Raw genomic sequence first — 20,190 nt, 5'->3', positions numbered from 1 at the left:
TTATGCTCCTTCAAGTATAACTGTACTCATTGCATAATCCTTGCAATGACTAATCGATACATGAATATCAGTATAACCTGATGTTTCGTAAATATCTTTGAAAGTATCTTGTAAACGAATTAAGGGTGCGCCCCATTTATCATGATAAATCTCTATATCTTGCCATGATCCATGCCTCATCCCTGTGCCTAAAGCTTTAATAAAAGCCTCTTTTGCAGCATATATACCTGCAAAGGATTCGTAACATCCTTTATTCCGACTTTTACAATATTCAATCTCATGAATCGTATAAACGCGCGCTTTAAATGAACTTGATTTCTCTATAGCTTGACGTATACGGTCAATCTCTATAATATCATTCCCTAATTTCATAATAGCTCCTAAAATACCCTAATACTATTATTATACACTCATAAAGGGGATTAAAACATAGGTAGTATCTAGACATTTACCGAAAATGGTAGGCTAGACAAACTATAAATTTCAACTTTACCTTTGCGATTGACCGCCATATACATTTGACCATTTCGACAATCCATGTCTTCTACTTCCATTCCAGAAGCATAAGGGCTAATATTTTTAACAACTCCCTCTTCATCGACGTATACAAAGGTTGTCAACGTCGTAAATAAAGTATTTCCATTAGTTGCGTAAGCACCGTTATTATTTAAGTTTGTATGATTAGCATCAATTTTATAAGAACGAATACGATTAAAATTGGAGTCGTAATAATTAATTGTCCGTTCAGAGTTTGTTAAAGGCACAATTGATACATATTCATTGCGTACTTTATCATATGCAAAATTAAAAACTTTCTCTTTTAGTTTAATCGGTGCTTCAACAATCATGCTATCCGCTTCAATAGGAGTAAGGTTATATCCATTTACAACAGCATTTGTTGTATAGTAACGATTATTGACAGAATTATAAGTTAAGGTATTCATATGACCTAATAAACTTTTATAACTATACTCATATTTTGCAACAACAGTAAAAGTTTTTGGATTAATTTCATAAATAATTTGCTTCGTATTATCTGAATTAATACAAGCTAAAGCAAAAACGTCTTTTTTGGAATTATAACAAAATCCTTGGCACTGATTTACAGATCCATCTAATGGTATTTCTGCCAAGCGAGATAATGGCAATGGCATCTGTACAGCGCTAACCTGTTGAGTAAGTTTAGGAATATCAAAAATATTTGTAATATAATCAATTATACCTTGATCCATACTGTCACCTCACGAAATTAATAATGTATATTATAGTATATAAATTCATAAATATAAAAATAGGCGGTAAGACAAAAGTCTTACCGCCTAATGTTGGTGCCGGAGGTGGGACTTGAACCCACACGGTGTTACCCGCTTGATTTTGAGTCAAGTGCGTCTGCCATTCCGCCACTCCGGCGTATCGGAACATTTGTTATTATACAGACATCCCTAAGCAATGTCAACATATTTTTTATATTTCATCTAAAATATTTTGAACCCTTTTCATATCCGTATCACATTGTTGTTTCCATGTAAGTGCGACACCTGTAATATAGCCTTTACGGGCAAATTCTACATCTGTAGGAACACTTTCAGCACCATAGTCTAGCTCGCCAGCTAACCAATAATAATCCTGTCCTCTTGAATTAATGCGAGCTTCGATAATATTACTGTAGGTTTGTAAGCCTTGGCTCACCATTTTAAAATGATCCCAATCACATGTGCCACGTAATGGGAAGTTCACATTTAGTAAACCGCTAAACTGACCCGCCACATAAATTTTCTCAATCAATTCATGTATAAATGGATGCATCTCGTCTCCCCGTTCAACAGAATATCTCTCAACAGATAATGCTAAACCGGGAATACCGTAAAAACCACTTTCCATAGCTGCCGAAACAGTGCCGGAATACAATACATCAGAGCCTAAATTAAATCCATGATTAATTCCAGAAATTACAAGATCTGGCATATCATCAGTCAATAAATAACTGAGACCGAACTTCATGCAATCGGACGGCGTTCCCGTTAGAGCATAAAGGCGAGGATTTTCATCCTCGCCATTGCAAGCATCTAATTTCAATGGAACCTCGGTCGTCAATGCATGGGATTTAGCACTTTGCTCATTAGCAGGTGCTACAACGGTAATTCTATAATATTGACTTAAATACGATGCAAGATGACGTAAACCATCTGCTAAAATGCCATCGTCATTACACATTAAAATATGCATAGTCACTCCTACAGATTCTATTTTTCATTCTTATTCATATTGCCCATACGTGTTAATTTAACATCATCTAAGCCCACAGCTCTCGTATGGACTGTATGAGACCATACCTTATTATGACGGCGGAACCACCCTAAAATATTTACTGGAATCCAAGAGTAAACAAATAATGGATATAGTAAATAGTAGAACCAAATCTTTGGTGGTACCTTGATTTTCAACAATACAATTAATGGGAATAGATATTGACCAACACCTATAATTGTCCATACAGACATAGGCATAATTTGATACAAAATATTTGTATAAATTGGAGTATACGCATTGATGTAGGATAACACCAAGTATACGGTTGTCAACAATAAGAAATAAGGTTGACTCACTTGGAATATACCATCCAAAATCATAATATTCCCTGTTTTGATACCAATAGCAAATAATTTAGGAATATATCGACCCGCACAGTCAAATTGCCCCTGAGCCCATCGTAAACGTTGTCTGCAAGAAGCCATCATAGTCGTAACCTTTTCATCGTATACGATAGCATCATGCCCCCAACAAGTACGGATACCATGAGTCAATAGTTTCATGGAAAATTCCATATCTTCGGTTAAGCTATTGCAATCCCAACCGTATTCGCGAATAATAGATGTACGAATACACATGCCTGTACCACCTAAAGCCGTAGATAATCCAAGACGATATTTTGCTAAATGCCACATATGGTTAACCATCCAAAAGGCGATAGAGAACGTACCGGCTACCCAAGAGTCAGTTGGATTTTTAGAGTTCAAGTAACCTTGAATTACAGACTCACCTTTTTCAAGATGATCATTCATTTCTAACATAAATTGAGGATGTACTAAATTATCGGCATCAAAAATCAGGAATGCATCATATTTCCGATCCATTTGTTCTACCCGATCAAACATCCACCCCATGGCATAACCTTTACCTATTTCTTGTTTATTTTCACGTACATGTACATTAGCGCCAGCAGCACTTGCTACTTCCGCAGTCTTATCTGTACAGTTATCGGCAACTACAAAAATATCGTATAGATCATCAGGATAATCTAGGCCACGTAAGTTTTTAACTAACTCACCAACAACAGCTTCCTCATTATGAGCGCATACAACGATGGCAAAGGAATTTTTAGGGGTATAATTTTTATGTACTCGCGATCGCCACATACCTACGACAGCGAGTATAAAATAATAAACCGTATAAATTACGATTATTACCTGCATAGGAATCAGTAATAGATCCAGTAGGTAATTCATACTATTCTCCTCCACACATCTATTTACGTACTATATTTAAAGCCCCGTTAATAAGCCCAAACATTACATAGCCAGCAAAAATCATAACGGCCCATGTATGCCAATCATACACGAGACAAGCTATAACAAATATGGCTGTGAGTACAATAGAAAGTTTATTGATATAAATCTCACTTTTACCTTTAAAATCGGGATATTTAACTTCACTAACCATAAGGAGACCTATACCAATCATACAAACTACCAACACAAATTGAGGTACCGATACGCCACACAATACGTAAGTCGCCGCTAAACATCCAGCGGCTGGAATTGGTAAACCTTCAAAATAGCCATGAACTTCGTCAGTTTTAATATTAAATCGCGCTAAACGAAATGCACCAAGCACTGCAAAGGCTAATAGTGGCACATATGCAATCCATCCTAAACCATATAATTCTTTCATATAAAGCATATACGCAGGCGCTACACCAAATCCCACTACATCAGACAGAGAATCAAGTTCCCGGCCCATTGGTCCTGCAACTCCTAAAGCTCTTGCTACACGCCCATCTAATCCATCTGCTACTAGAGACAATAATATACATATAGCTGCGCAGAAGGTATTATTTGTAGCAGACAACGTAATACCAAGAACACCAAATGCTAAATTTGCACTAGTAAATAAATTTGGAATAATAGATTTATTCATGTCGTAACCTCCCGATAACAGTATCACCGCCTGTAATATGTTGACCTTTTTCAACGAACAACTCTACATCCTTATCCATATAGAGCTCAGTACAGGAACCGAACTTAATCATCCCGTACAACTGACCGCGTTCAAGTACACTATCTAGGTCTGTCCAAGATACGATACGTCTTGCTAAAAGGCCCGCAATTTGCGTTACTAATACGGAAGTACGATCATTTTCAATACAAATAGTATGACGTTCATTTTCAAAACCTACATCATCTTTGAATGCTGGTAGGAAACTACCCATCGTATAGTGACGGTACGTAATTTTACCATCAATAGGCGCACGATTAGCATGCACGTCAAAAACAGATAAGAAAATAGTTACTTTTTTACACTCTTTATGTAAGTAAATATCTTCGTATACATCAGAAATATCCATGATTTTACCGTCCGCTGGGGATAAAATCAAATCTGGATCTTGAGGGATTACACGTTTAGGATTTCTAAAGAAATTAACGAAAAATAATGCCAGAATAAATGAAATAATCGCAATTACATAATGTCCTAAATATCCTAACACCACAGTGATAATGAGCATAGCTCCTATCAGAGGAAACCCTTCCTTAATTATTGGTCCTGTAGGCACGATTCAACACTCCTCTATTTATTTCTAATAACGGTCCACATAAACTTTGGAATAGCCAACATACGGCCAATCCGTTGAGGTTCTAAATATAATCGATACAACCATTCAAGTCGATTTCGTTGCATCCATTCTGGGGCCCGAGGAATATTACCTGCCAAGACATCAAAGGAACCACCAATTCCAATGGCAACTACGCCATCGAGGTGACTCAACTTTTCTGCAATCCATTGTTCTTGCTTTGGCACACCTAAGGCAACAAATACCAATTTTGCCTTAGATTCAGCTATAGATTTAATGATTTCTTGTTCCTCTGCACTATCAAAGAATCCGTCATGAATTCCTGCTATATTTAATGCACCTACCTGAGCAGATACATTATCAATCGCTCGTTGAGCAACACCAGGTGCCGCCCCCAAGCAGTATACAGGAATTTGATGAGTCGCCGCAACTTTAAACAATTCCATAGTTACGTCTACACCTGTTACGCGTTCAGGCACATGTTCTCCTTGACGCTCTGCAGCCCACAAAATGCCAGCCCCATCGGGAACGACGAGACTAGCATTATTCAATATGGAGTGCAATGTAGGATTTTCATTAGCCAACATAACCATTTCTGCATTAGCCGTTGCTACTAAATGTAGCCCCGGCTGTTCAGTTAATTGTAAAATACGTTGGACTGCCTCATCCATTGTGACACAATCGATAGGCACAGATAAAACAGAAATACGTTTATTCAATGTAATACTCCATTATCAACCACTATAATTTGGTGCTTCAACGGTAATGCTTACATCATGCGGATGACTTTCTTTCAAACCAGCCGCTGTAATTTGAATGAATTGAGTGTTTTCAATCATTTCTTGGATGTTATGACATCCACAATACCCCATACTTGCACGCAAACCACCAACCATTTGGAAAATTGTATCGGCCAGCATACCTTTATATGGTACACGACCTTCTATACCTTCAGGAACTAATTTCTTAGCTTCTGTTTGGAAATATCGATCTTTACTACCGAGTTTCATAGCCCCTAGACTACCCATGCCTCGATATACTTTATAAGAACGGCCTTGATAAATCACTGTTTCTCCAGGGCTTTCATCAGTACCCGCTAAAATATTACCCATCATAACTACATTAGCACCAGCCGCAATAGCTTTAGCAATATCTCCAGAATATTTAATACCCCCATCAGCAATGATAGGAACTCCATAACGACGCCCCACTTGAGCAGACTCATAGACTGCTGTAATTTGAGGTACCCCAATGCCAGCAATAACACGAGTTGTACAAATAGAACCAGGTCCTATACCAACCTTAACTGCATCAGCTCCAGCTTCGATAAGAGCCTCAGTGCCTGCTGCAGTTGCCACATTACCTGCAATTACAGGAATGTGAGGATACGCTTGTTTAATGTCCTTCAACGTTCGAAGAACACCTGCAGAATGCCCATGGGCAGTATCAACAATAATTACGTCAGCTTTAGCAGATACAAGCGCATCAAGTCTATCATACAAATCTTGAGAAACACCTACTGCAGCACCAACTAATAATCGGCCACTACCATCCTTTGCTGCATTTGGATATTTAGTCGCTTTTTCAATATCTTTAATCGTAATTAAGCCTTTTAAGTTACCGTCGCCATCTACAAGAGGTAATTTTTCAATACGATGTTCGCTTAAGATAGCTTTCGCCGCTTCAAGAGATGTACCTTCCGGTGCAGTAACTAGGGAATCTTTTGTCATACATTCCCCAATTTGTCGGCTTAAATCAGTTTCAAAACGCATATCGCGATTTGTAATGATCCCTACTAGTTTACCATGTTCTGTGATAGGTACACCAGAAATTTTATATTTTTCCATAAGTTCTGCTGCATCGGATAGTAAATTTTGAGGGCTTAAGAAAATAGGATCAACGATAACACCGTGTTCAGAGCGTTTTACCTTGTCAACTTCATGAGCTTGCTCTTCAATAGACATATTTTTGTGGATAACGCCAAGACCTCCTTCACGAGCCATAGCAATCGCCATCCGTGATTCAGTAACCGTATCCATCCCAGAACTAATCATAGGAATATTTAATGTAATGTCACGAGTTAATTGAGTTTTTAACTCTACTTGATTAGGCAGTATATCCGAAGCTGCTGGTATTAATAATACATCATCAAAAGTTAGTCCACGCATACCGAATTTATCGTCTCTCATATTTCTTTCCTTTCCGTATAATAAAACAAAACTACGACCCGCCTAGTCCCTATGGACTAGGCGGTCAGTCGTAGCCTTAGCGTTCAGACCGCAAAATGCCGCCTTCCATATAATCGTCTTTTTTCATATCTACGAAGATAACTTTTACTGCATCAGCAGGAACATTTACGATATCAACCGCAGCCTTTGTAATTGCTTCACCTAATTGTTTCTTTTGTTCTTTTGTACGCCCTTCGACGAGCTCTACATGAATAATTGGCATATTAACCTCCATAGATGAAAAAATGAAATAAATTGTTTGTTCTATTATACGGTATGAAGGACATATAAACAAGGAAAAAAGCCAGATAAAATCTAATATTATCGATGCTTATATACTTATTAATCCTACCTCTTAATTATACAATATTCTTAGAAATTTTTCACCAAATCTTTTTTCTAATTCTTCTTTCATGATAGATTCTAATTTTTCTATTCCGAATTGATTTGCAAAATCTAGCACATCCTTGCGAGCCTTTACTAAAATCTCAATATCTTTGATGATATTAGCAACACGCAAATCAGGTAGTCCTGATTGAGCTAATCCAAACAATTGTCCTGAACCACGAATCAATAAATCTTGCTCTGCAAGCTCAAATCCATCCTGGATTTGTTCCATCAACTTTAAACGCTCTTGACTTACATCATTTTTAGAATCACTAACAAGAATGCAATAGGACTGATGAGCACCACGGCCTACACGTCCCCTCAGCTGATGTAGCTGAGACAGACCAAATCGCTCTGCCCCTTCAACGCACATAATGGTCGCATTTGGCACATTAACCCCCACTTCGATAACTGTTGTAGAAACAAGTAATGAAATTTCACCCCTATGGAAGGCATTCATCACTTCATCTTTTTCACTTGGCTTCATACGACCGTGAACGAGGCCCACTTCATAGGTCTTATAAAAGTACTCTTTTAATTCTAGATACAATTCCTCAGCAGCTTGCAAGTCTAATTTTTCGGATTCTTCTACAAGAGGGCACACCACATAGACCTGACGCCCTTCCGCCATTTCCTTACCAAAGAAAGTGCGTAATCTCTCTTTATAAGAACTATCTACAGCATATGTTTTAACAGGTTTTCGACCTGGTGGCATTTCTTTAATTAAAGATACTGCTAAATCTCCATATACGGATAATGTCATGGTACGAGGGATTGGTGTAGCCGTCATGATAAGTACATGAGGATATGTTCCCTTCTGTTGCAATCTCGCCCGTTGATCTACACCAAAGCGATGTTGCTCATCAATGATAACAAGGCCTAAATTATGGAAATTAACCCCCTCTTGGATAAGGGCATGCGTTCCAATAATCATTTGGATTCTGCCATCTGCTAAGCCCTCATAGATGCATTCTTTCTCTTTTTTCGTAGAGGATCCCGTTAATAATTCTATGGTAATACCTAAATTAGCACATACAGTTCGTATCCCTTCGTAATGTTGAGCCGCTAGAATCTCCGTAGGGGCCATCAATGCCCCCTGATACCCATTTTCAATAGCTTTTAATAAACTCAAGGTAGCCACAATAGTTTTACCAGAGCCTACATCTCCCTGCAACAAACGTTGCATAGGTCGTTCATCTTCCATATCAATACGAATATCCTCTAACGCTCGTTGTTGATCACCTGTTAAGGAAAACGGTAAATTCTCTATACACTGAGCCATTAGTTCCCCATTTGGTCCCATTTTAGGCCCTCTATGGCATTGTTCTTTATTTCGCAACAAAGCTAGGCCAGCTTGCATGACGAACAACTCTTCATAAGCCAATTGATAACGAGCCTTTTCATAGAGCTCTGAGGAGTCTGGGAAATGCATCATCTTAAAAGCATCATAGCGACTCATATAATGATGATCTTCACGAACCTCCACAGGTAAAATCTCTGGTAATTCATGGTTAGCCGCGAACCAATTACGTACAGATGAACGAACCACAAACTGAGATACCCCATCAGCAAGTGCGTAAATAGGAACGATACCTCGATCTGGTTCACCACCGTCTCCTAAGTTTTCCATTTGCGGTGTATTCATTTGCATGGAACCATATTGAAACTCAGCCTTACCATATGCATATATACGCTGTCCTTTTTTGTAAAAGTTCTTTTTATACCCTTGATTGAACAAAACAATCTTCAAAGGTCCTGTGCCATCTGCAATGACTACCTCTAAAATAGACAATCGAGGGCGAGGGCGTTTCTCTTGTACAGCAATAACAGTACCTACGACACCACCTGTCATACCTGATTTTAAATCACTAATTCTATAAATCGTACGCCGGTCTTCATAGGTTCTGGGAAAGTAAGTCAATAAGGATGTAACATTGGTAATTCCCAATTTATGCAATTGTTTCTCGCGACCAGGACCAATTCCCTTTATAGTCGTCAATCGTTCATCCATAAAAACTCCTTTAAATATACGATAAACACATGAGATATATCCAATTTTTGTATATCCTTGTGTAAAAGTCCATTTATATCTTAGAATATGATATATAGTATACCTTATATTGTAGTATATTTCATAAAAAGAGCAATATATACGACAAAAATACTTGCTTTAAGCTATTCTTTATGATAATATACTTTTGTTATGTTATAGATTAAGCTTGGAGGTGGAAACTATGGCAAACCTTTGCGAAGTATGTGGTAAATCCACATCTAGCGGTATGAACGTGAGTCATTCTCACATTCGCACAAGAAAAACTTGGAAACCGAACATTCAAAGAGTACGGGCGGTTGTAGACGGTGCTACTAAAAAAGTAAACGTATGCACTCGTTGCCTTCGTTCTAATAAAGTTACACGCGCGTAAAATAAAAAGTACATGTACTCTTTGGGGTTCTAGAGCCCCAAAAAAAGCAGTTAGTTCATTTTGAACTAACTGCTTTTTTTGTTATTTATAATGTAATATTTGGAATATAATATTGCTTAAATAACTTAATAGCATATTGATCTGTTAAGCCTGCTACATAATCAACTACATCACGTGTAGAGTAAAACGCTTTACCTATTTCACAACCTTCCATATCATCAGGGTGTTCCATGAAGTGAGTAAATAGATTTTTTACCACATGGGATGCCTTTTTGCGATCCGGAATTAAAGCTGGTGCCAAATATACATGTTTAAACATAAATTGACGGAATAGATTCATCGTCATTTCCACATCAGCAGACATAGATATAGCTGGCTTATCCAAGGATTCGCGTACCATATCCTCTACCATTGCAGTAATCATACTGGATGGAGTCATACCAAAATGTTCGCGCACTTCAAAAGGCAACACCTCTGCCGTCAACATACCTGCTCGCTGTGCATCATCAAAATCATGGCACAAATACGCAATACGGTCTACAATACGAATAATTTGACCCTCTAAAGTTACAGGAATTGTAGCCCCTGTATGACCTACGATGCCATCTCGAACAACGGTGGTTAAATTGAGACCTTGATGATCACCATGTCTTTCTAATACTTCAACCATGCGCAAGCTTTGCTCATTATGATTAAAGTGCCCTACCATATCTCGCAATGCATATTCACCTACATGACCAAATGGTGTATGCCCCACATCATGGCCCATGGCAATAGCTTCCACAAGATCTTCATTTAAACGTAATGCACGAGCCACAGTACGACCGATTTGACCTACCTCAAGGGTATGAGTCATGCGTGTCCGATAATGGTCACCTGGCGCAATATATACCTGTGTCTTATGCTTTAACCGTCTAAAACATTTACTATGAATGATGCGATCCCGATCGCGTTGAAACGCAGTTCTAAGTGGATCAGGCTTTTCTGCTATATCACGGATTGCATCGCGGCTTTTAGCTGCATAGGGAGACAGAAGCAAAGCCTCCCTCTCCTCTATTTGTTCACGTATATTCATTTACCCTCCGACGCGCGATTTTTATCAATCAATTGCATAACAAGGGAAGCTGTTTCTTCAATAGATTTATTAGAAACATCTAACACTTGGCAGTGCAAACGACGCATAATAGCCTTAGCATAATCCAATTCAGATTGAATACGCTCAATAGATGCATAATTTGCTTCGTCTTCAAGACCGATAGCGCGTAAACGTTCACTACGAATATTATTTAATTTATATGGATCTATAATAAGGCCCACGATTTTTTTTGCCGGAATTTTGAATAATTCCTCTGGCAACGGTACCTCTGGAACTAGTGGCAAATTTGCGGCTTTAATCTTTTTGTACGCCAAGAACATGGACAATGGTGTCTTACTAGTTCTAGATACACCAATAATAACTATGTCGGCCTTTTCAAAACCAGATGGATTTTTACCATCGTCATATTTCACGGCAAACTCAATAGCTTCAACCTTTTTAAAATACTCTTGGTCGAGCTTATGAACCATACCTGCTGTCATGCGAGGTTTAGTAGTCGCGATAGTACCAACTGCATCGAGAACAGGGCCCATGATATCCACAGCCGGAATATTATATTCAGCCACCTTCTCATGTAAATACTTACGTAAAGACGCAGATACAATGGTATGGCAAATAACATGATTTCCACATTTTGCGTCGTCTATAACCTCATCAATTTGGCTTTCACTATCAATATAAGGAACACGGACAATTTCAATTTGCTCCTTATCATATTGACTCGCCGTAGCTCTCGCTACAGCCTCAGCAGTTTCCCCCAGGGAATCCGATATTGCATAAATAATTTTTTCTGCCATTCTATCAACCTCAGTGTGTGCTACATTCTAAAAATACTTTTGCTACCGTCGTTTTTGATACACGGCCCACAACCTTTAAACGCTTCTTGTTACCTATATCCTCACGAGCGACGACAGGTAAACAATCTACTTCATAATCTATCATTTTCTGTGCAGCCTCTACCAAAGTATCGGTAGGCTCCACCGCTATAACCTTGCTTACAGGGGTCATAATCATAGATATAGGCATGGTATGCGAATCTGTTTGTCCCATAGAGGCGCGTAGTAAATCTTTTCGAGATACCACACCTACTAGGTATGAACCATCACACACTAATATGGTACCTACATCCTCTGTAAATAATGTGACAATTGTATCATACAAACTCGTATCCCCATTGACCACAACTGCTTGAGATAATACATCACTTACCAGAAATGACTTTAATCGCTCAGCCGTTTGTGTTTCCTTTGAAAGTCCTACATAGTAATAGCCTACGTTTGGACGTGCATCTAACACACCTAACATGGTCAATACAGATAAATCTGAGCGCAACGCAGATCTTGTGACCTCTAAATGTTCAGCAATGGCACTACCTGTTACAGGACCTTCTTCGCGAACGATTTGAGCAATTTGTTCTTGTCGTTTCGACAGTTTCACACGGTAACCCCCTTTCATCTCTGTTTGTATTATATCCTAAGTTACCATTCAGAAAAAGAGGAGACCCACAGGCCTCCTCTTTCACTATAACTATATTATTACCAAATTAGTTCGTCAGATTCTTGACGACCACGACCAGTCATAGCATCGAGCATAATTCGTTGTTCGATTTGAGCCACCATTTTCTTAGTATTAACTACTGCATCTGGGTTAACAGAAATGGAGTCGATACCGCTCTTCACAAGGAATTCGCAAAGTTCAGGGTATACGCTTGGCGCTTGGCCACAGATAGATACAGTCTTACCATCTTTATGGGCCACCTCAATGAGGTGACGAATTGCTCTGCGAACCGCTAAATTACGTTCATCATAGATATGTTGAACTGTTTCGTTATCGCGGTCACAACCGAGTACAAGCATAGTCAAATCGTTAGAACCGATAGAATAACCATCTACGTATTTATTAAATTGATCAGCTAAGATGATATTGGATGGAATCTCAGCCATGAGCCATACTTTAAAGTCTTTGCTGCGTGCAAGACCTTCTTGAGCCATTAAGTTAGTTACTAATTCAGCTTCTTCCACAGTACGGCAGAATGGAATCATAACTTGTAGATTTTTAAAACCAAATTCGTTACGTACTTTTTTGATTGCTTCTAATTCTAATTTGAAAGCAGGTGTGTACTTAGGATCATAGTAGCGAGATGCGCCACGCCAGCCAAGTAATGCACTAGATTCATGTGGTTCATATTTATCGCCACCTTTAAGGTCACGGTATTCACTAGATTTGAAGTCGCTCAAACGAACTACTACTTGGCGAGGGGCTAATGCTTGGCATACTTTACGCATACCTTCCGCCAATGTATTTACAGCGAAGTCACTGCGCCCTGTTTCGATAAGGTGCAATGGATGTTCATGAATAAAGGTTGTCCAAATGAACTCTTCGCGCATGAGACCAATGCCATCACATGGTAGTACACCATATTTTTGAGCCAAATCAGGATCACCTAAGTTCATATAAATCTTAGTGCCTGTTACAGGTACATATTCAGCTGCTACCCCTGTAGAAACTTGAGCTTCAGGCTTTTTAACGATATCTTCTAATACGCCATCGTATACAATACCATTTGTAGCATCAACGGTAATCATTTGACCATCTTTAATAGAGGTAGTCGCTTCATGACTACGACTCTTAGTACCTACGATACAAGAAATACCAAGCTCACGGCTAACGATAGACGCATGACAAGTCATACCACCAGCGTCAGTAACAATTGCTTTTGCCTTTTTCATGGCTGGCACCCAATCAGGAGCTGTCATAGCTGTAACAAGGATTTCGCCTTCTTTGAACTCATCGATATCCTCGGGATTGATGATAACGTGAGCTTTACCTGCTGCATTACCAGGGGATGCTGGCAAACCTTTTACAATAATATCGCGATTACCTGCATCTAATGTGCTAGCTTTTTCGGACGTTTCTGATTTTTCTTTGCGGGACCAAACTGTTTCTGGACGAGCTTGCAAGATCCAAATCTTGTCATTGCGTTCATCTACGCCCCATTCCATATCCATATAGCAACCATAATGCTTTTCAATTGCTTTTGCATATTCTGCAAGTTCCAAAACTTGAGCATCTGTAATAACTTGTTGTTTTGCTTCGTCAGCTGGAACCACTTCTTCAACACAGTCACCATCGGCTTTACGAACAAGGCGGACATGTTTATCGTTAATCATACGGTCCGTAATTTCCATCTTTTCTTTATCCACACGAAAATTATCTGGTGTAACCGTACCTTGTACAACATATTCACCAAGACCCCAAGAGCCTTCAATAAGAATATTGTTATCATTGCCTGTTACAAGGTCAACAGTAAACATTACGCCAGCTGCTTTAGAGAATACCATCATTTGAACTGCAGCACTCAATGCTACTGTCATATGATCGAAGCCTTGTTTTACACGATAATATGTTGCACGATCTGTGAATGTAGATGCGTAGCATTCTTTTACTTTTTCGATAATTACGTCAGCACCGCGTACATTTAAATATGTATCTTGTTGGCCTGCGAAGCTTGCATCTGGCAAATCTTCTGCTGTTGCACTAGAACGAACAGCCACAAATGGATTTTCTTCGTTCACTTTTTTACCAAGTTCTTCATAAGCATGACGGATAGCATCTGCCAAGTCTTTTGGCATTTCTTCCTGACAAATCATGCGGCGAATCTTAGCACACACTTCGCGCAATAATGCAGAATTTTCTACATCATCTAAAGCATCAAGCTCAGCCCGGATTTTATCTTCCAAACCTGTAGCTTTCATAAACTCACGATAACCATGGGCAGTTGTTGCAAAGCCATAAGGTACAGGTACATTAGTGGAGGATGTCAATTCCCCTAAAGAAGAAGACTTGCCACCTACTAAATTAACATCTTCACGTTGTAATTCATCAAACCAAAGTACGTATGCTGTTTCGCGATTCATGTGAGAACCTCCTAGATTAATTAGTGCAACACATTAAACCTTTTACACATAAATAGTATACCTTAATTTAAAATCTGTCAATTTATATGAGGATTATTATACAAATAAAAATGATAAAAAACTAAAAGATGATTGCCTAATACTAGGCAATCATCTTTTAACATGTAGTTATTACTTAATTGTTATTTCTACCTGGCTGTAATAAAAATAGATACATTCCAAGTATCAAGAATTCAAAAATAGTATCATTGATAAAAAGACTTAAAAGTATTAAAGCTATAAAAATTGGATATACCCAAAATGGAAATCCTATATCATAGGCTCTTCTCATACCAGTCATAAAAAAGAATGTAAATCCATAAATGCCAAAAGAATAACCTAAGATTAAATATTTAATCCCTTCAGCAATATCTTTAGATTGTATTACATAACTACCAAAACTAATTAATAAAATACAACACATAAATGAAAATGCATTGCCGAAAAAATAGAATAAACGTCCTAATGGTACCTTTGGATCCAAATATTTAATATGTCTAGTCTTTCCATATATCATTAATAATATTGAAATGATAATACAAATAGGAATCATTGTATAACCAAACAACTGTATTATTTCCATCTGCTACACTCCAAATAATGTTTTCATTATAAACAATACTATTATAATTAATATATTTAACATAAGCTGCAATTCAGGCGAAAGATTATAATAAGTTAATAAAGAAAAACCACCACTAACAATAATTAAACTTATACTAGCTAGTATAATTATAGATTTTTCTAAATGATTGTTTTCTCTATGTCTCTTATATAATACATACGCTACATATATAATCCATAACCATGGAAAAAATTCAGGTTTCATTTAACCACCCTATATATATCTAAAAAATTCTTCAATACTCGTCCAGTAAGCCCCCATATGGTGTATTGTTTATAGGGATAGAAATAGACGGAATAGTTTTGTCTAATTTTCCAGTCGATATTATATCCTTCTAATAGATGAAATGGAAAATCTTTTAACGGCTTAGTTCCAATGTCTAGGTGACCTACGGTCGGTTCCATATCTAATAGATATTGTAAGGGAACTGTAAATACCTCACCTACTTCATCAGAATTTGGTTTTAAATCACTTGTATGTAGGCGCACGACGACCGCATATAGTTTTACACCAATAGCAGATACTAAACAGTCTAAATTTCCTAGCAGTTCAATTTGATCTAAGTCTATACCAAGTTCCTCAGAGCATTCACGCATGGCTGCATGAGCACCACTTTTATCATTAGGTTCACAGTGCCCACCAGGGAAACTGATTTCACCGGGTTGACGTCGCAATGTATTACTACGCACGGTAAACACCACATGATCTTCTCCATCGATTTCTAATAGAGGCACGGCTACTGCAGCTGTAATAACATCAATATCTGTAAGAACAGAATGTTCTCGTTGTGATAAAAGGTTACTTAATTTCTTGTCCATAAATGGTCCTCACACAAGTTATAATCTATTTTATACAATATTTGTAAAAATCTTTTATGTATCAAATTTGTATTTTATTTTTATATTTATATTGTCTTTGTATATTCATTATACATTAACTTGTAAGTCAATTTCTTGCTTCACAAACAACAGGTTCAGTAGATAAATAATCTTATAAACAAAATAGACAGAAAAAACTGTGATGAGAAATCTAAACCTCATCACAGTTTTTTATTAGTTAAATTTAATTTTTACAAATTTACGTTTCCCAACTTGAACGATCATGCCATCTTCTAGCTTAAGGTTTTCTTCCGTGTATTTTTCACCGTTTACTTTGAAAGCACCTGCTTTAATGGATCGACGTGCTTCACCATTGGACGCGGTTAAACCAGCATCTGTGCAGAATTGTGGTACAAAGATTGGTTCTGTTGGTGCATCCATAGCGTACTCAGGAATATCTGTAGGCATGGCGCGTTGTTGGAACACCCGTTTAAATTCTTCTTCCGCTTCGAGAGCAGCTTCTTCACCATGGTACAAGCGAACAATGGTACGAGCCAATTGCATTTTAGCATCACGTGGATGTAACTCTCCGGATTCTAGACGTTTTGCCATGTCCTCTTGCTCTTCGATAGACATATCTGTAACGAGCATGAAATAACGCATCATCAATTCATCAGGAATGGACATCGCTTTACCATACATTTCTTTAGGTTCTTCGTCGATACCGATGTAATTGCCTAAAGATTTACTCATTTTTTGAACACCGTCAAGGCCTTCAAGCAATGGCATTGTGATAACAACTTGAGGTTCTTGACCTTCTAATTCTTGTAAATGACGGCCCATTAACAAGTTAAAAGTTTGGTCTGTACCACCAAATTCAACATCAGCATGTAATGCTACAGAATCTTGACCTTGCATCAATGGATACATAAACTCATGAACACCAATAGCACGACCTTCTTTAAAGCGTTTATTGAAATCATCACGTTCCATCATACGCGCTACAGTGTAAGAACTTGCCAAACGTAGAACATCAGCAAAATTCATGGATTCAAGCCATTCACTGTTGTCGCGAACGATAGTTTTTTCAGGATCCAACACTTTGAAGATTTGTGTTTTATAAGTTTCAGCATTTTTCAATACTTCTTCTTTTGTAAGTGGTGGACGAGTTGCGCTTTTACCAGTAGGATCACCAATACGTGCAGTGAAACCACCGATAACAATCACTACTTGATGACCAAATTCTTGGAACAAACGTAATTTACGAAGTGGTACAGTATGACCCAAATGAATATCTGGCGCTGTTGGGTCCAAACCTAGTTTTACAACTAACGGTTTATTTTCCTTAATGGATTTTTCTATTTTCTTTACAAGATCTTGTTCATTAATTAAATCTGCTACGCCGTGTTTAATTTGGCGTACTTGTTCTTGAGCACTAACCATGATAATCCTCCTCGAAATACTATTGTTTTAGTATACCATTATCTAAAAACTTTCACAATTATATATATAGTATTGGTTTTAAGCCATTTATGATATAATATTTATAACTGCGTAATAGAATTTACGTTATATTTACTAACAAAAGAAAAAAGAGGTGACTCTATGAGTAATAACTCAAATGCGAGAAGCAGCCGCCGTTCTAACGGTAGCGGCTCTACACCGAAGAAAACAAGTCCAAAGCGTCTATTTTGGATTTGTGCCCTTCTCCTTATACTCATCGTAGCCGGAGGTGGCTGTGGTTTTATCAGTGCCACACTGTCTAACCTACCAGATGTATCCAATGTACGTCCTTCCGCATCGTCTCAAATTTACGATGTGCACGGTAATCTCATCACAACGGTTCATTCCACAGAGAATCGATTACCAGTACCTTTAAAAGATGTACCAAAGGATTTACAAAATGCCTTTGTTGCTACTGAGGACTCTCGCTTCTACTCCCATCACGGTATCGACCCAGTTGGTATCTTACGTGCTGTATGGGTTAACCTTGTTCATAGTGGCGTATCTGAAGGTGGTTCTACTATCACTCAACAGTTAGCGCGTAATGCATTCTTGTCTCAAGACAGAACATTTAAACGTAAAATTTCTGAAGCATTACTAGCACTAAAAATTGAACAACACTACACTAAGGATGAAATCCTAGAAATGTACATGAACCAAATTTACTTTGGTCAAGGTGCATACGGTGTACAATCTGCAGCTCATGTGTACTTTGGTAAGGATGCTAGCCAATTAACGCTTGCTCAAGCAGCGCTCATTGCGGGCTTACCACAAAGTCCTAACTACTACTCTCCATTCAATGATTTGGAAGCTAGTAAAAAACGTCAAGCCGTTGTATTAGGCCAAATGGTTAAATACGGATACATTACACAAGAGCAAGCTGATGAAGCGCGTCAAGCAGATTTAGGCTTAGTGGCAAAACAAGAACAAACGCATGAAAAATCTAATGCGTCTTACTTCATTAACTATGTTATTGCACAAGTTTCTGAAAAATATGGTGACGATGCAATCTATAAAGATGGTTTAAAAATTTATACTACTCTCGATATGGATGCACAAAATGCAGCTGTAGCAGCAATGCAAAACTTGCCTAACTACTACACAGATAGCAATGGTTTACATCAACCACAAGGTGCTATCGTAGCTATGAACCCTCATAATGGTTACATTATGGCTATGGTTGGTGGCCGTGGTGATGATGCATTTAACCGTGCTACACAAGCAGAACGTCAACCAGGTTCCGCTATGAAACCATTTGTATATTTGGCAGCTATTCAATCTGGTAAAACTCCTGGTTCTATCGTAGATGATAGCCCTGTTACATTTGGTAACTGGAGCCCTAAAAACTATGAAAATGACTTCGTAGGTAGCATTACATACCGCTATGCATTACAACATTCTCGTAACGTAGCTGCCGTAAAAATTGCTGATGAAGTAGGCATGTCTAAGATTATTAAACTTGCTAAAGAAATGGGTATCTCTACTCTAACTGATCAAGATAATAACTTGTCTACTGCACTTGGTGGTTTAACTCATGGTGTAACACCTCTTGAAATGGTTCAAGCTTATGGTGTACTCGCTAATGGTGGTATCAAAGTTCAACCTACGGCAATCGTTAAAATTGTAGACCGCAATGGTCAAGTTGTGGAAGAAAACTCCATCCAAGAAAAACGTGTTGTAGATGAAAAAGATGCAGCTATCATTACAAATATGCTAGAATCCGTTATAAATGGCGGTACTGGTGGTAATGCCGCAATCGGTCGTCCTGCAGCAGGCAAAACTGGTACAACAGATGATTCCAAGGATGCTTGGTTCGTTGGTTACACGCCTGATTTAGTAGCTGCCGTTTGGATTGGTGATGACTATGGCTCGGAAACATTACGAGGCATGACCGGTGGTGACACACCTGCTATTATGTGGGGCCAATTCATGGCAAATGCGCTTGCCAATACCCCTGCTTCTGACTTCTCCGTTCCTGCTAGCGCTCAATCAGCTGTTTCTGAAGGTTATTATAATCCTGTAAAAGCACAACCTAAAAAAGAAGATAAAAAGGACGAAAAAGCAGATAAGAAAGACGATACAGGCAAAACTACAGATGAAAAAATAAAAAGTAATGACAAGCCTCAAAAAGAAGAGGTTACAGAACAAAAATCAAATTCATCGAAAAATAAAAAGTCTAAAAAGGAACGCTAATTCAACAGTAGTTTCTAAAAGGGCGGAACTCAGTGTTCCGTCCTTTCTTTTTATACATATTTACTATCCAAATATTATCTATACAAAAAGGTAGCAAGCCCTAGGAGCTTAC

At 38.1% G+C, this 20,190-nt stretch carries 20 protein-coding genes and 1 tRNA gene; 2 read left to right on the top strand and 19 right to left on the bottom strand.

The window, feature by feature from the left end:
- The 11 genes from acpS to recG form a co-directional block, all read right to left on the bottom strand.
- On the bottom strand, positions 1 to 372 hold the full coding sequence (gene acpS, locus E6X37_RS01595) for a holo-ACP synthase (RefSeq protein WP_008601123.1): 372 nt from the start codon (positions 370 to 372) through the stop codon (positions 1 to 3).
- A gap of 68 nt (positions 373 to 440) precedes the next feature.
- On the bottom strand, positions 441 to 1,232 hold the full coding sequence (locus E6X37_RS01590) for a hypothetical protein (protein WP_105086748.1): 792 nt from the start codon (positions 1,230 to 1,232) through the stop codon (positions 441 to 443).
- 94 nt (positions 1,233 to 1,326) lie between these two features.
- Positions 1,327 to 1,410 (bottom strand) — tRNA-Leu (locus tag E6X37_RS01585).
- 54 nt (positions 1,411 to 1,464) lie between these two features.
- Positions 1,465 to 2,226, bottom strand: coding sequence for a 5'/3'-nucleotidase SurE (gene surE, locus E6X37_RS01580; protein ID WP_004697320.1), 762 nt, complete (start codon positions 2,224 to 2,226; stop codon positions 1,465 to 1,467).
- 17 nt (positions 2,227 to 2,243) lie between these two features.
- On the bottom strand, positions 2,244 to 3,506 hold the full coding sequence (locus E6X37_RS01575) for a glycosyltransferase family 2 protein (RefSeq protein WP_004697272.1): 1,263 nt from the start codon (positions 3,504 to 3,506) through the stop codon (positions 2,244 to 2,246).
- Between the two features lie 19 nt (positions 3,507 to 3,525).
- A complete protein-coding gene (pssA, locus tag E6X37_RS01570) occupies positions 3,526 to 4,197 on the bottom strand; it encodes a CDP-diacylglycerol--serine O-phosphatidyltransferase (protein WP_105086749.1) in 672 nt (223 codons plus the stop codon).
- Positions 4,190 to 4,831 carry a phosphatidylserine decarboxylase family protein gene (locus tag E6X37_RS01565; protein ID WP_004696080.1) on the bottom strand — a complete coding sequence of 214 codons (642 nt, stop codon included), beginning with the start codon at positions 4,829 to 4,831 and terminating at the stop codon, positions 4,190 to 4,192. Before E6X37_RS01565 ends, pssA begins: the two co-directional genes overlap by 8 nt.
- Before the next feature lie 14 nt (positions 4,832 to 4,845).
- Positions 4,846 to 5,568, bottom strand: a complete 723-nt coding sequence (locus tag E6X37_RS01560; RefSeq protein WP_101928340.1) for a WecB/TagA/CpsF family glycosyltransferase — start codon at positions 5,566 to 5,568, stop codon at positions 4,846 to 4,848.
- 15 nt (positions 5,569 to 5,583) lie between these two features.
- Complete coding sequence (guaB, locus tag E6X37_RS01555) at positions 5,584 to 7,038, bottom strand: IMP dehydrogenase (RefSeq protein WP_004696085.1); 1,455 nt, start codon at positions 7,036 to 7,038, stop codon at positions 5,584 to 5,586.
- A 76-nt stretch (positions 7,039 to 7,114) separates the two neighbouring features.
- Positions 7,115 to 7,300, bottom strand: coding sequence for a 4-oxalocrotonate tautomerase (locus tag E6X37_RS01550; RefSeq protein ID WP_004696087.1), 186 nt, complete (start codon positions 7,298 to 7,300; stop codon positions 7,115 to 7,117).
- A 132-nt stretch (positions 7,301 to 7,432) separates the two neighbouring features.
- Positions 7,433 to 9,475: an ATP-dependent DNA helicase RecG gene (gene recG / locus E6X37_RS01545; RefSeq protein ID WP_105086750.1), complete on the bottom strand. Its 2,043-nt coding sequence runs from the start codon at positions 9,473 to 9,475 to the stop codon at positions 7,433 to 7,435.
- A 223-nt stretch (positions 9,476 to 9,698) separates the two neighbouring features.
- Between recG and rpmB the strand changes: the two genes are divergently transcribed.
- On the top strand, positions 9,699 to 9,887 hold the full coding sequence (gene rpmB / locus E6X37_RS01540) for a 50S ribosomal protein L28 (protein ID WP_008601135.1): 189 nt from the start codon (positions 9,699 to 9,701) through the stop codon (positions 9,885 to 9,887).
- Between the two features lie 85 nt (positions 9,888 to 9,972).
- Here the strand turns inward: rpmB and E6X37_RS01535 are convergent, their stop codons facing one another.
- The 8 genes from E6X37_RS01535 to tyrS all read right to left on the bottom strand — a co-directional run bounded on the left by E6X37_RS01535 (position 9,973) and on the right by tyrS (position 17,825).
- Positions 9,973 to 10,962: a deoxyguanosinetriphosphate triphosphohydrolase gene (locus E6X37_RS01535; RefSeq protein WP_105086751.1), complete on the bottom strand. Its 990-nt coding sequence runs from the start codon at positions 10,960 to 10,962 to the stop codon at positions 9,973 to 9,975.
- On the bottom strand, positions 10,959 to 11,780 hold the full coding sequence (locus tag E6X37_RS01530) for a pyruvate, water dikinase regulatory protein (protein ID WP_105086752.1): 822 nt from the start codon (positions 11,778 to 11,780) through the stop codon (positions 10,959 to 10,961). The genes E6X37_RS01535 and E6X37_RS01530 overlap by 4 nt, the downstream gene beginning before the upstream one ends.
- 10 nt (positions 11,781 to 11,790) lie before the next feature.
- Positions 11,791 to 12,420: a helix-turn-helix transcriptional regulator gene (locus tag E6X37_RS01525; RefSeq protein WP_233189877.1), complete on the bottom strand. Its 630-nt coding sequence runs from the start codon at positions 12,418 to 12,420 to the stop codon at positions 11,791 to 11,793.
- A gap of 98 nt (positions 12,421 to 12,518) precedes the next feature.
- Positions 12,519 to 14,900: a phosphoenolpyruvate synthase gene (gene ppsA, locus E6X37_RS01520; RefSeq protein ID WP_316689399.1), complete on the bottom strand. Its 2,382-nt coding sequence runs from the start codon at positions 14,898 to 14,900 to the stop codon at positions 12,519 to 12,521.
- Between the two features lie 175 nt (positions 14,901 to 15,075).
- On the bottom strand, positions 15,076 to 15,522 hold the full coding sequence (locus E6X37_RS01515) for a hypothetical protein (RefSeq protein ID WP_008601144.1): 447 nt from the start codon (positions 15,520 to 15,522) through the stop codon (positions 15,076 to 15,078).
- A 3-nt stretch (positions 15,523 to 15,525) separates the two neighbouring features.
- Positions 15,526 to 15,768, bottom strand: coding sequence for a Zn-dependent protease with chaperone function (locus E6X37_RS01510; protein ID WP_316689398.1), 243 nt, complete (start codon positions 15,766 to 15,768; stop codon positions 15,526 to 15,528).
- Positions 15,765 to 16,382, bottom strand: coding sequence for an NUDIX hydrolase (locus E6X37_RS01505; RefSeq protein ID WP_105086756.1), 618 nt, complete (start codon positions 16,380 to 16,382; stop codon positions 15,765 to 15,767). Before E6X37_RS01505 ends, E6X37_RS01510 begins: the two co-directional genes overlap by 4 nt.
- A 234-nt stretch (positions 16,383 to 16,616) precedes the next feature.
- Positions 16,617 to 17,825, bottom strand: coding sequence for a tyrosine--tRNA ligase (tyrS, locus tag E6X37_RS01500; protein ID WP_281782947.1), 1,209 nt, complete (start codon positions 17,823 to 17,825; stop codon positions 16,617 to 16,619).
- 162 nt (positions 17,826 to 17,987) lie between these two features.
- Between tyrS and E6X37_RS01495 the strand changes: the two genes are divergently transcribed.
- Positions 17,988 to 20,078 carry a transglycosylase domain-containing protein gene (locus E6X37_RS01495; protein ID WP_281782946.1) on the top strand — a complete coding sequence of 697 codons (2,091 nt, stop codon included), beginning with the start codon at positions 17,988 to 17,990 and terminating at the stop codon, positions 20,076 to 20,078.
- The last annotated feature ends 112 nt before the right edge of the window (positions 20,079 to 20,190 follow it).

It is taken from the genome of Veillonella parvula (assembly GCF_032550495.1).
GTDB lineage: Bacteria > Bacillota > Negativicutes > Veillonellales > Veillonellaceae > Veillonella > Veillonella parvula_G.
Note: the sequence above shows the minus strand (reverse complement) of the source record. Positions and strands in the feature narration are given on the sequence as shown.

Bases quoted from the DNA above. Each gene is read 5' to 3' on its own strand.
- tyrS (WP_281782947.1), bottom strand. From the start codon at position 17,825: ATGGTTAGTGCTCAAGAACAAGTACGCCAAATTAAACACGGCGTAGCA.
- surE (WP_004697320.1), bottom strand. From the start codon at position 2,226: ATGCATATTTTAATGTGTAATGACGATGGCATTTTAGCAGATGGTTTA.
- E6X37_RS01515 (WP_008601144.1), bottom strand. From the start codon at position 15,522: ATGGAAATAATACAGTTGTTTGGTTATACAATGATTCCTATTTGTATT.
- pssA (WP_105086749.1), bottom strand. From the start codon at position 4,197: ATGAATAAATCTATTATTCCAAATTTATTTACTAGTGCAAATTTAGCA.
- E6X37_RS01530 (WP_105086752.1), bottom strand. From the start codon at position 11,780: ATGGCAGAAAAAATTATTTATGCAATATCGGATTCCCTGGGGGAAACT.
- E6X37_RS01495 (WP_281782946.1), top strand. From the start codon at position 17,988: ATGAGTAATAACTCAAATGCGAGAAGCAGCCGCCGTTCTAACGGTAGC.
- E6X37_RS01575 (WP_004697272.1), bottom strand. From the start codon at position 3,506: ATGAATTACCTACTGGATCTATTACTGATTCCTATGCAGGTAATAATC.
- rpmB (WP_008601135.1), top strand. From the start codon at position 9,699: ATGGCAAACCTTTGCGAAGTATGTGGTAAATCCACATCTAGCGGTATG.
- E6X37_RS01505 (WP_105086756.1), bottom strand. From the start codon at position 16,382: ATGGACAAGAAATTAAGTAACCTTTTATCACAACGAGAACATTCTGTT.
- ppsA (WP_316689399.1), bottom strand. From the start codon at position 14,900: ATGAATCGCGAAACAGCATACGTACTTTGGTTTGATGAATTACAACGT.
- E6X37_RS01550 (WP_004696087.1), bottom strand. From the start codon at position 7,300: ATGCCAATTATTCATGTAGAGCTCGTCGAAGGGCGTACAAAAGAACAA.
- guaB (WP_004696085.1), bottom strand. From the start codon at position 7,038: ATGAGAGACGATAAATTCGGTATGCGTGGACTAACTTTTGATGATGTA.
- E6X37_RS01510 (WP_316689398.1), bottom strand. From the start codon at position 15,768: ATGAAACCTGAATTTTTTCCATGGTTATGGATTATATATGTAGCGTAT.
- E6X37_RS01535 (WP_105086751.1), bottom strand. From the start codon at position 10,962: ATGAATATACGTGAACAAATAGAGGAGAGGGAGGCTTTGCTTCTGTCT.
- recG (WP_105086750.1), bottom strand. From the start codon at position 9,475: ATGGATGAACGATTGACGACTATAAAGGGAATTGGTCCTGGTCGCGAG.
- E6X37_RS01590 (WP_105086748.1), bottom strand. From the start codon at position 1,232: ATGGATCAAGGTATAATTGATTATATTACAAATATTTTTGATATTCCT.
- acpS (WP_008601123.1), bottom strand. From the start codon at position 372: ATGAAATTAGGGAATGATATTATAGAGATTGACCGTATACGTCAAGCT.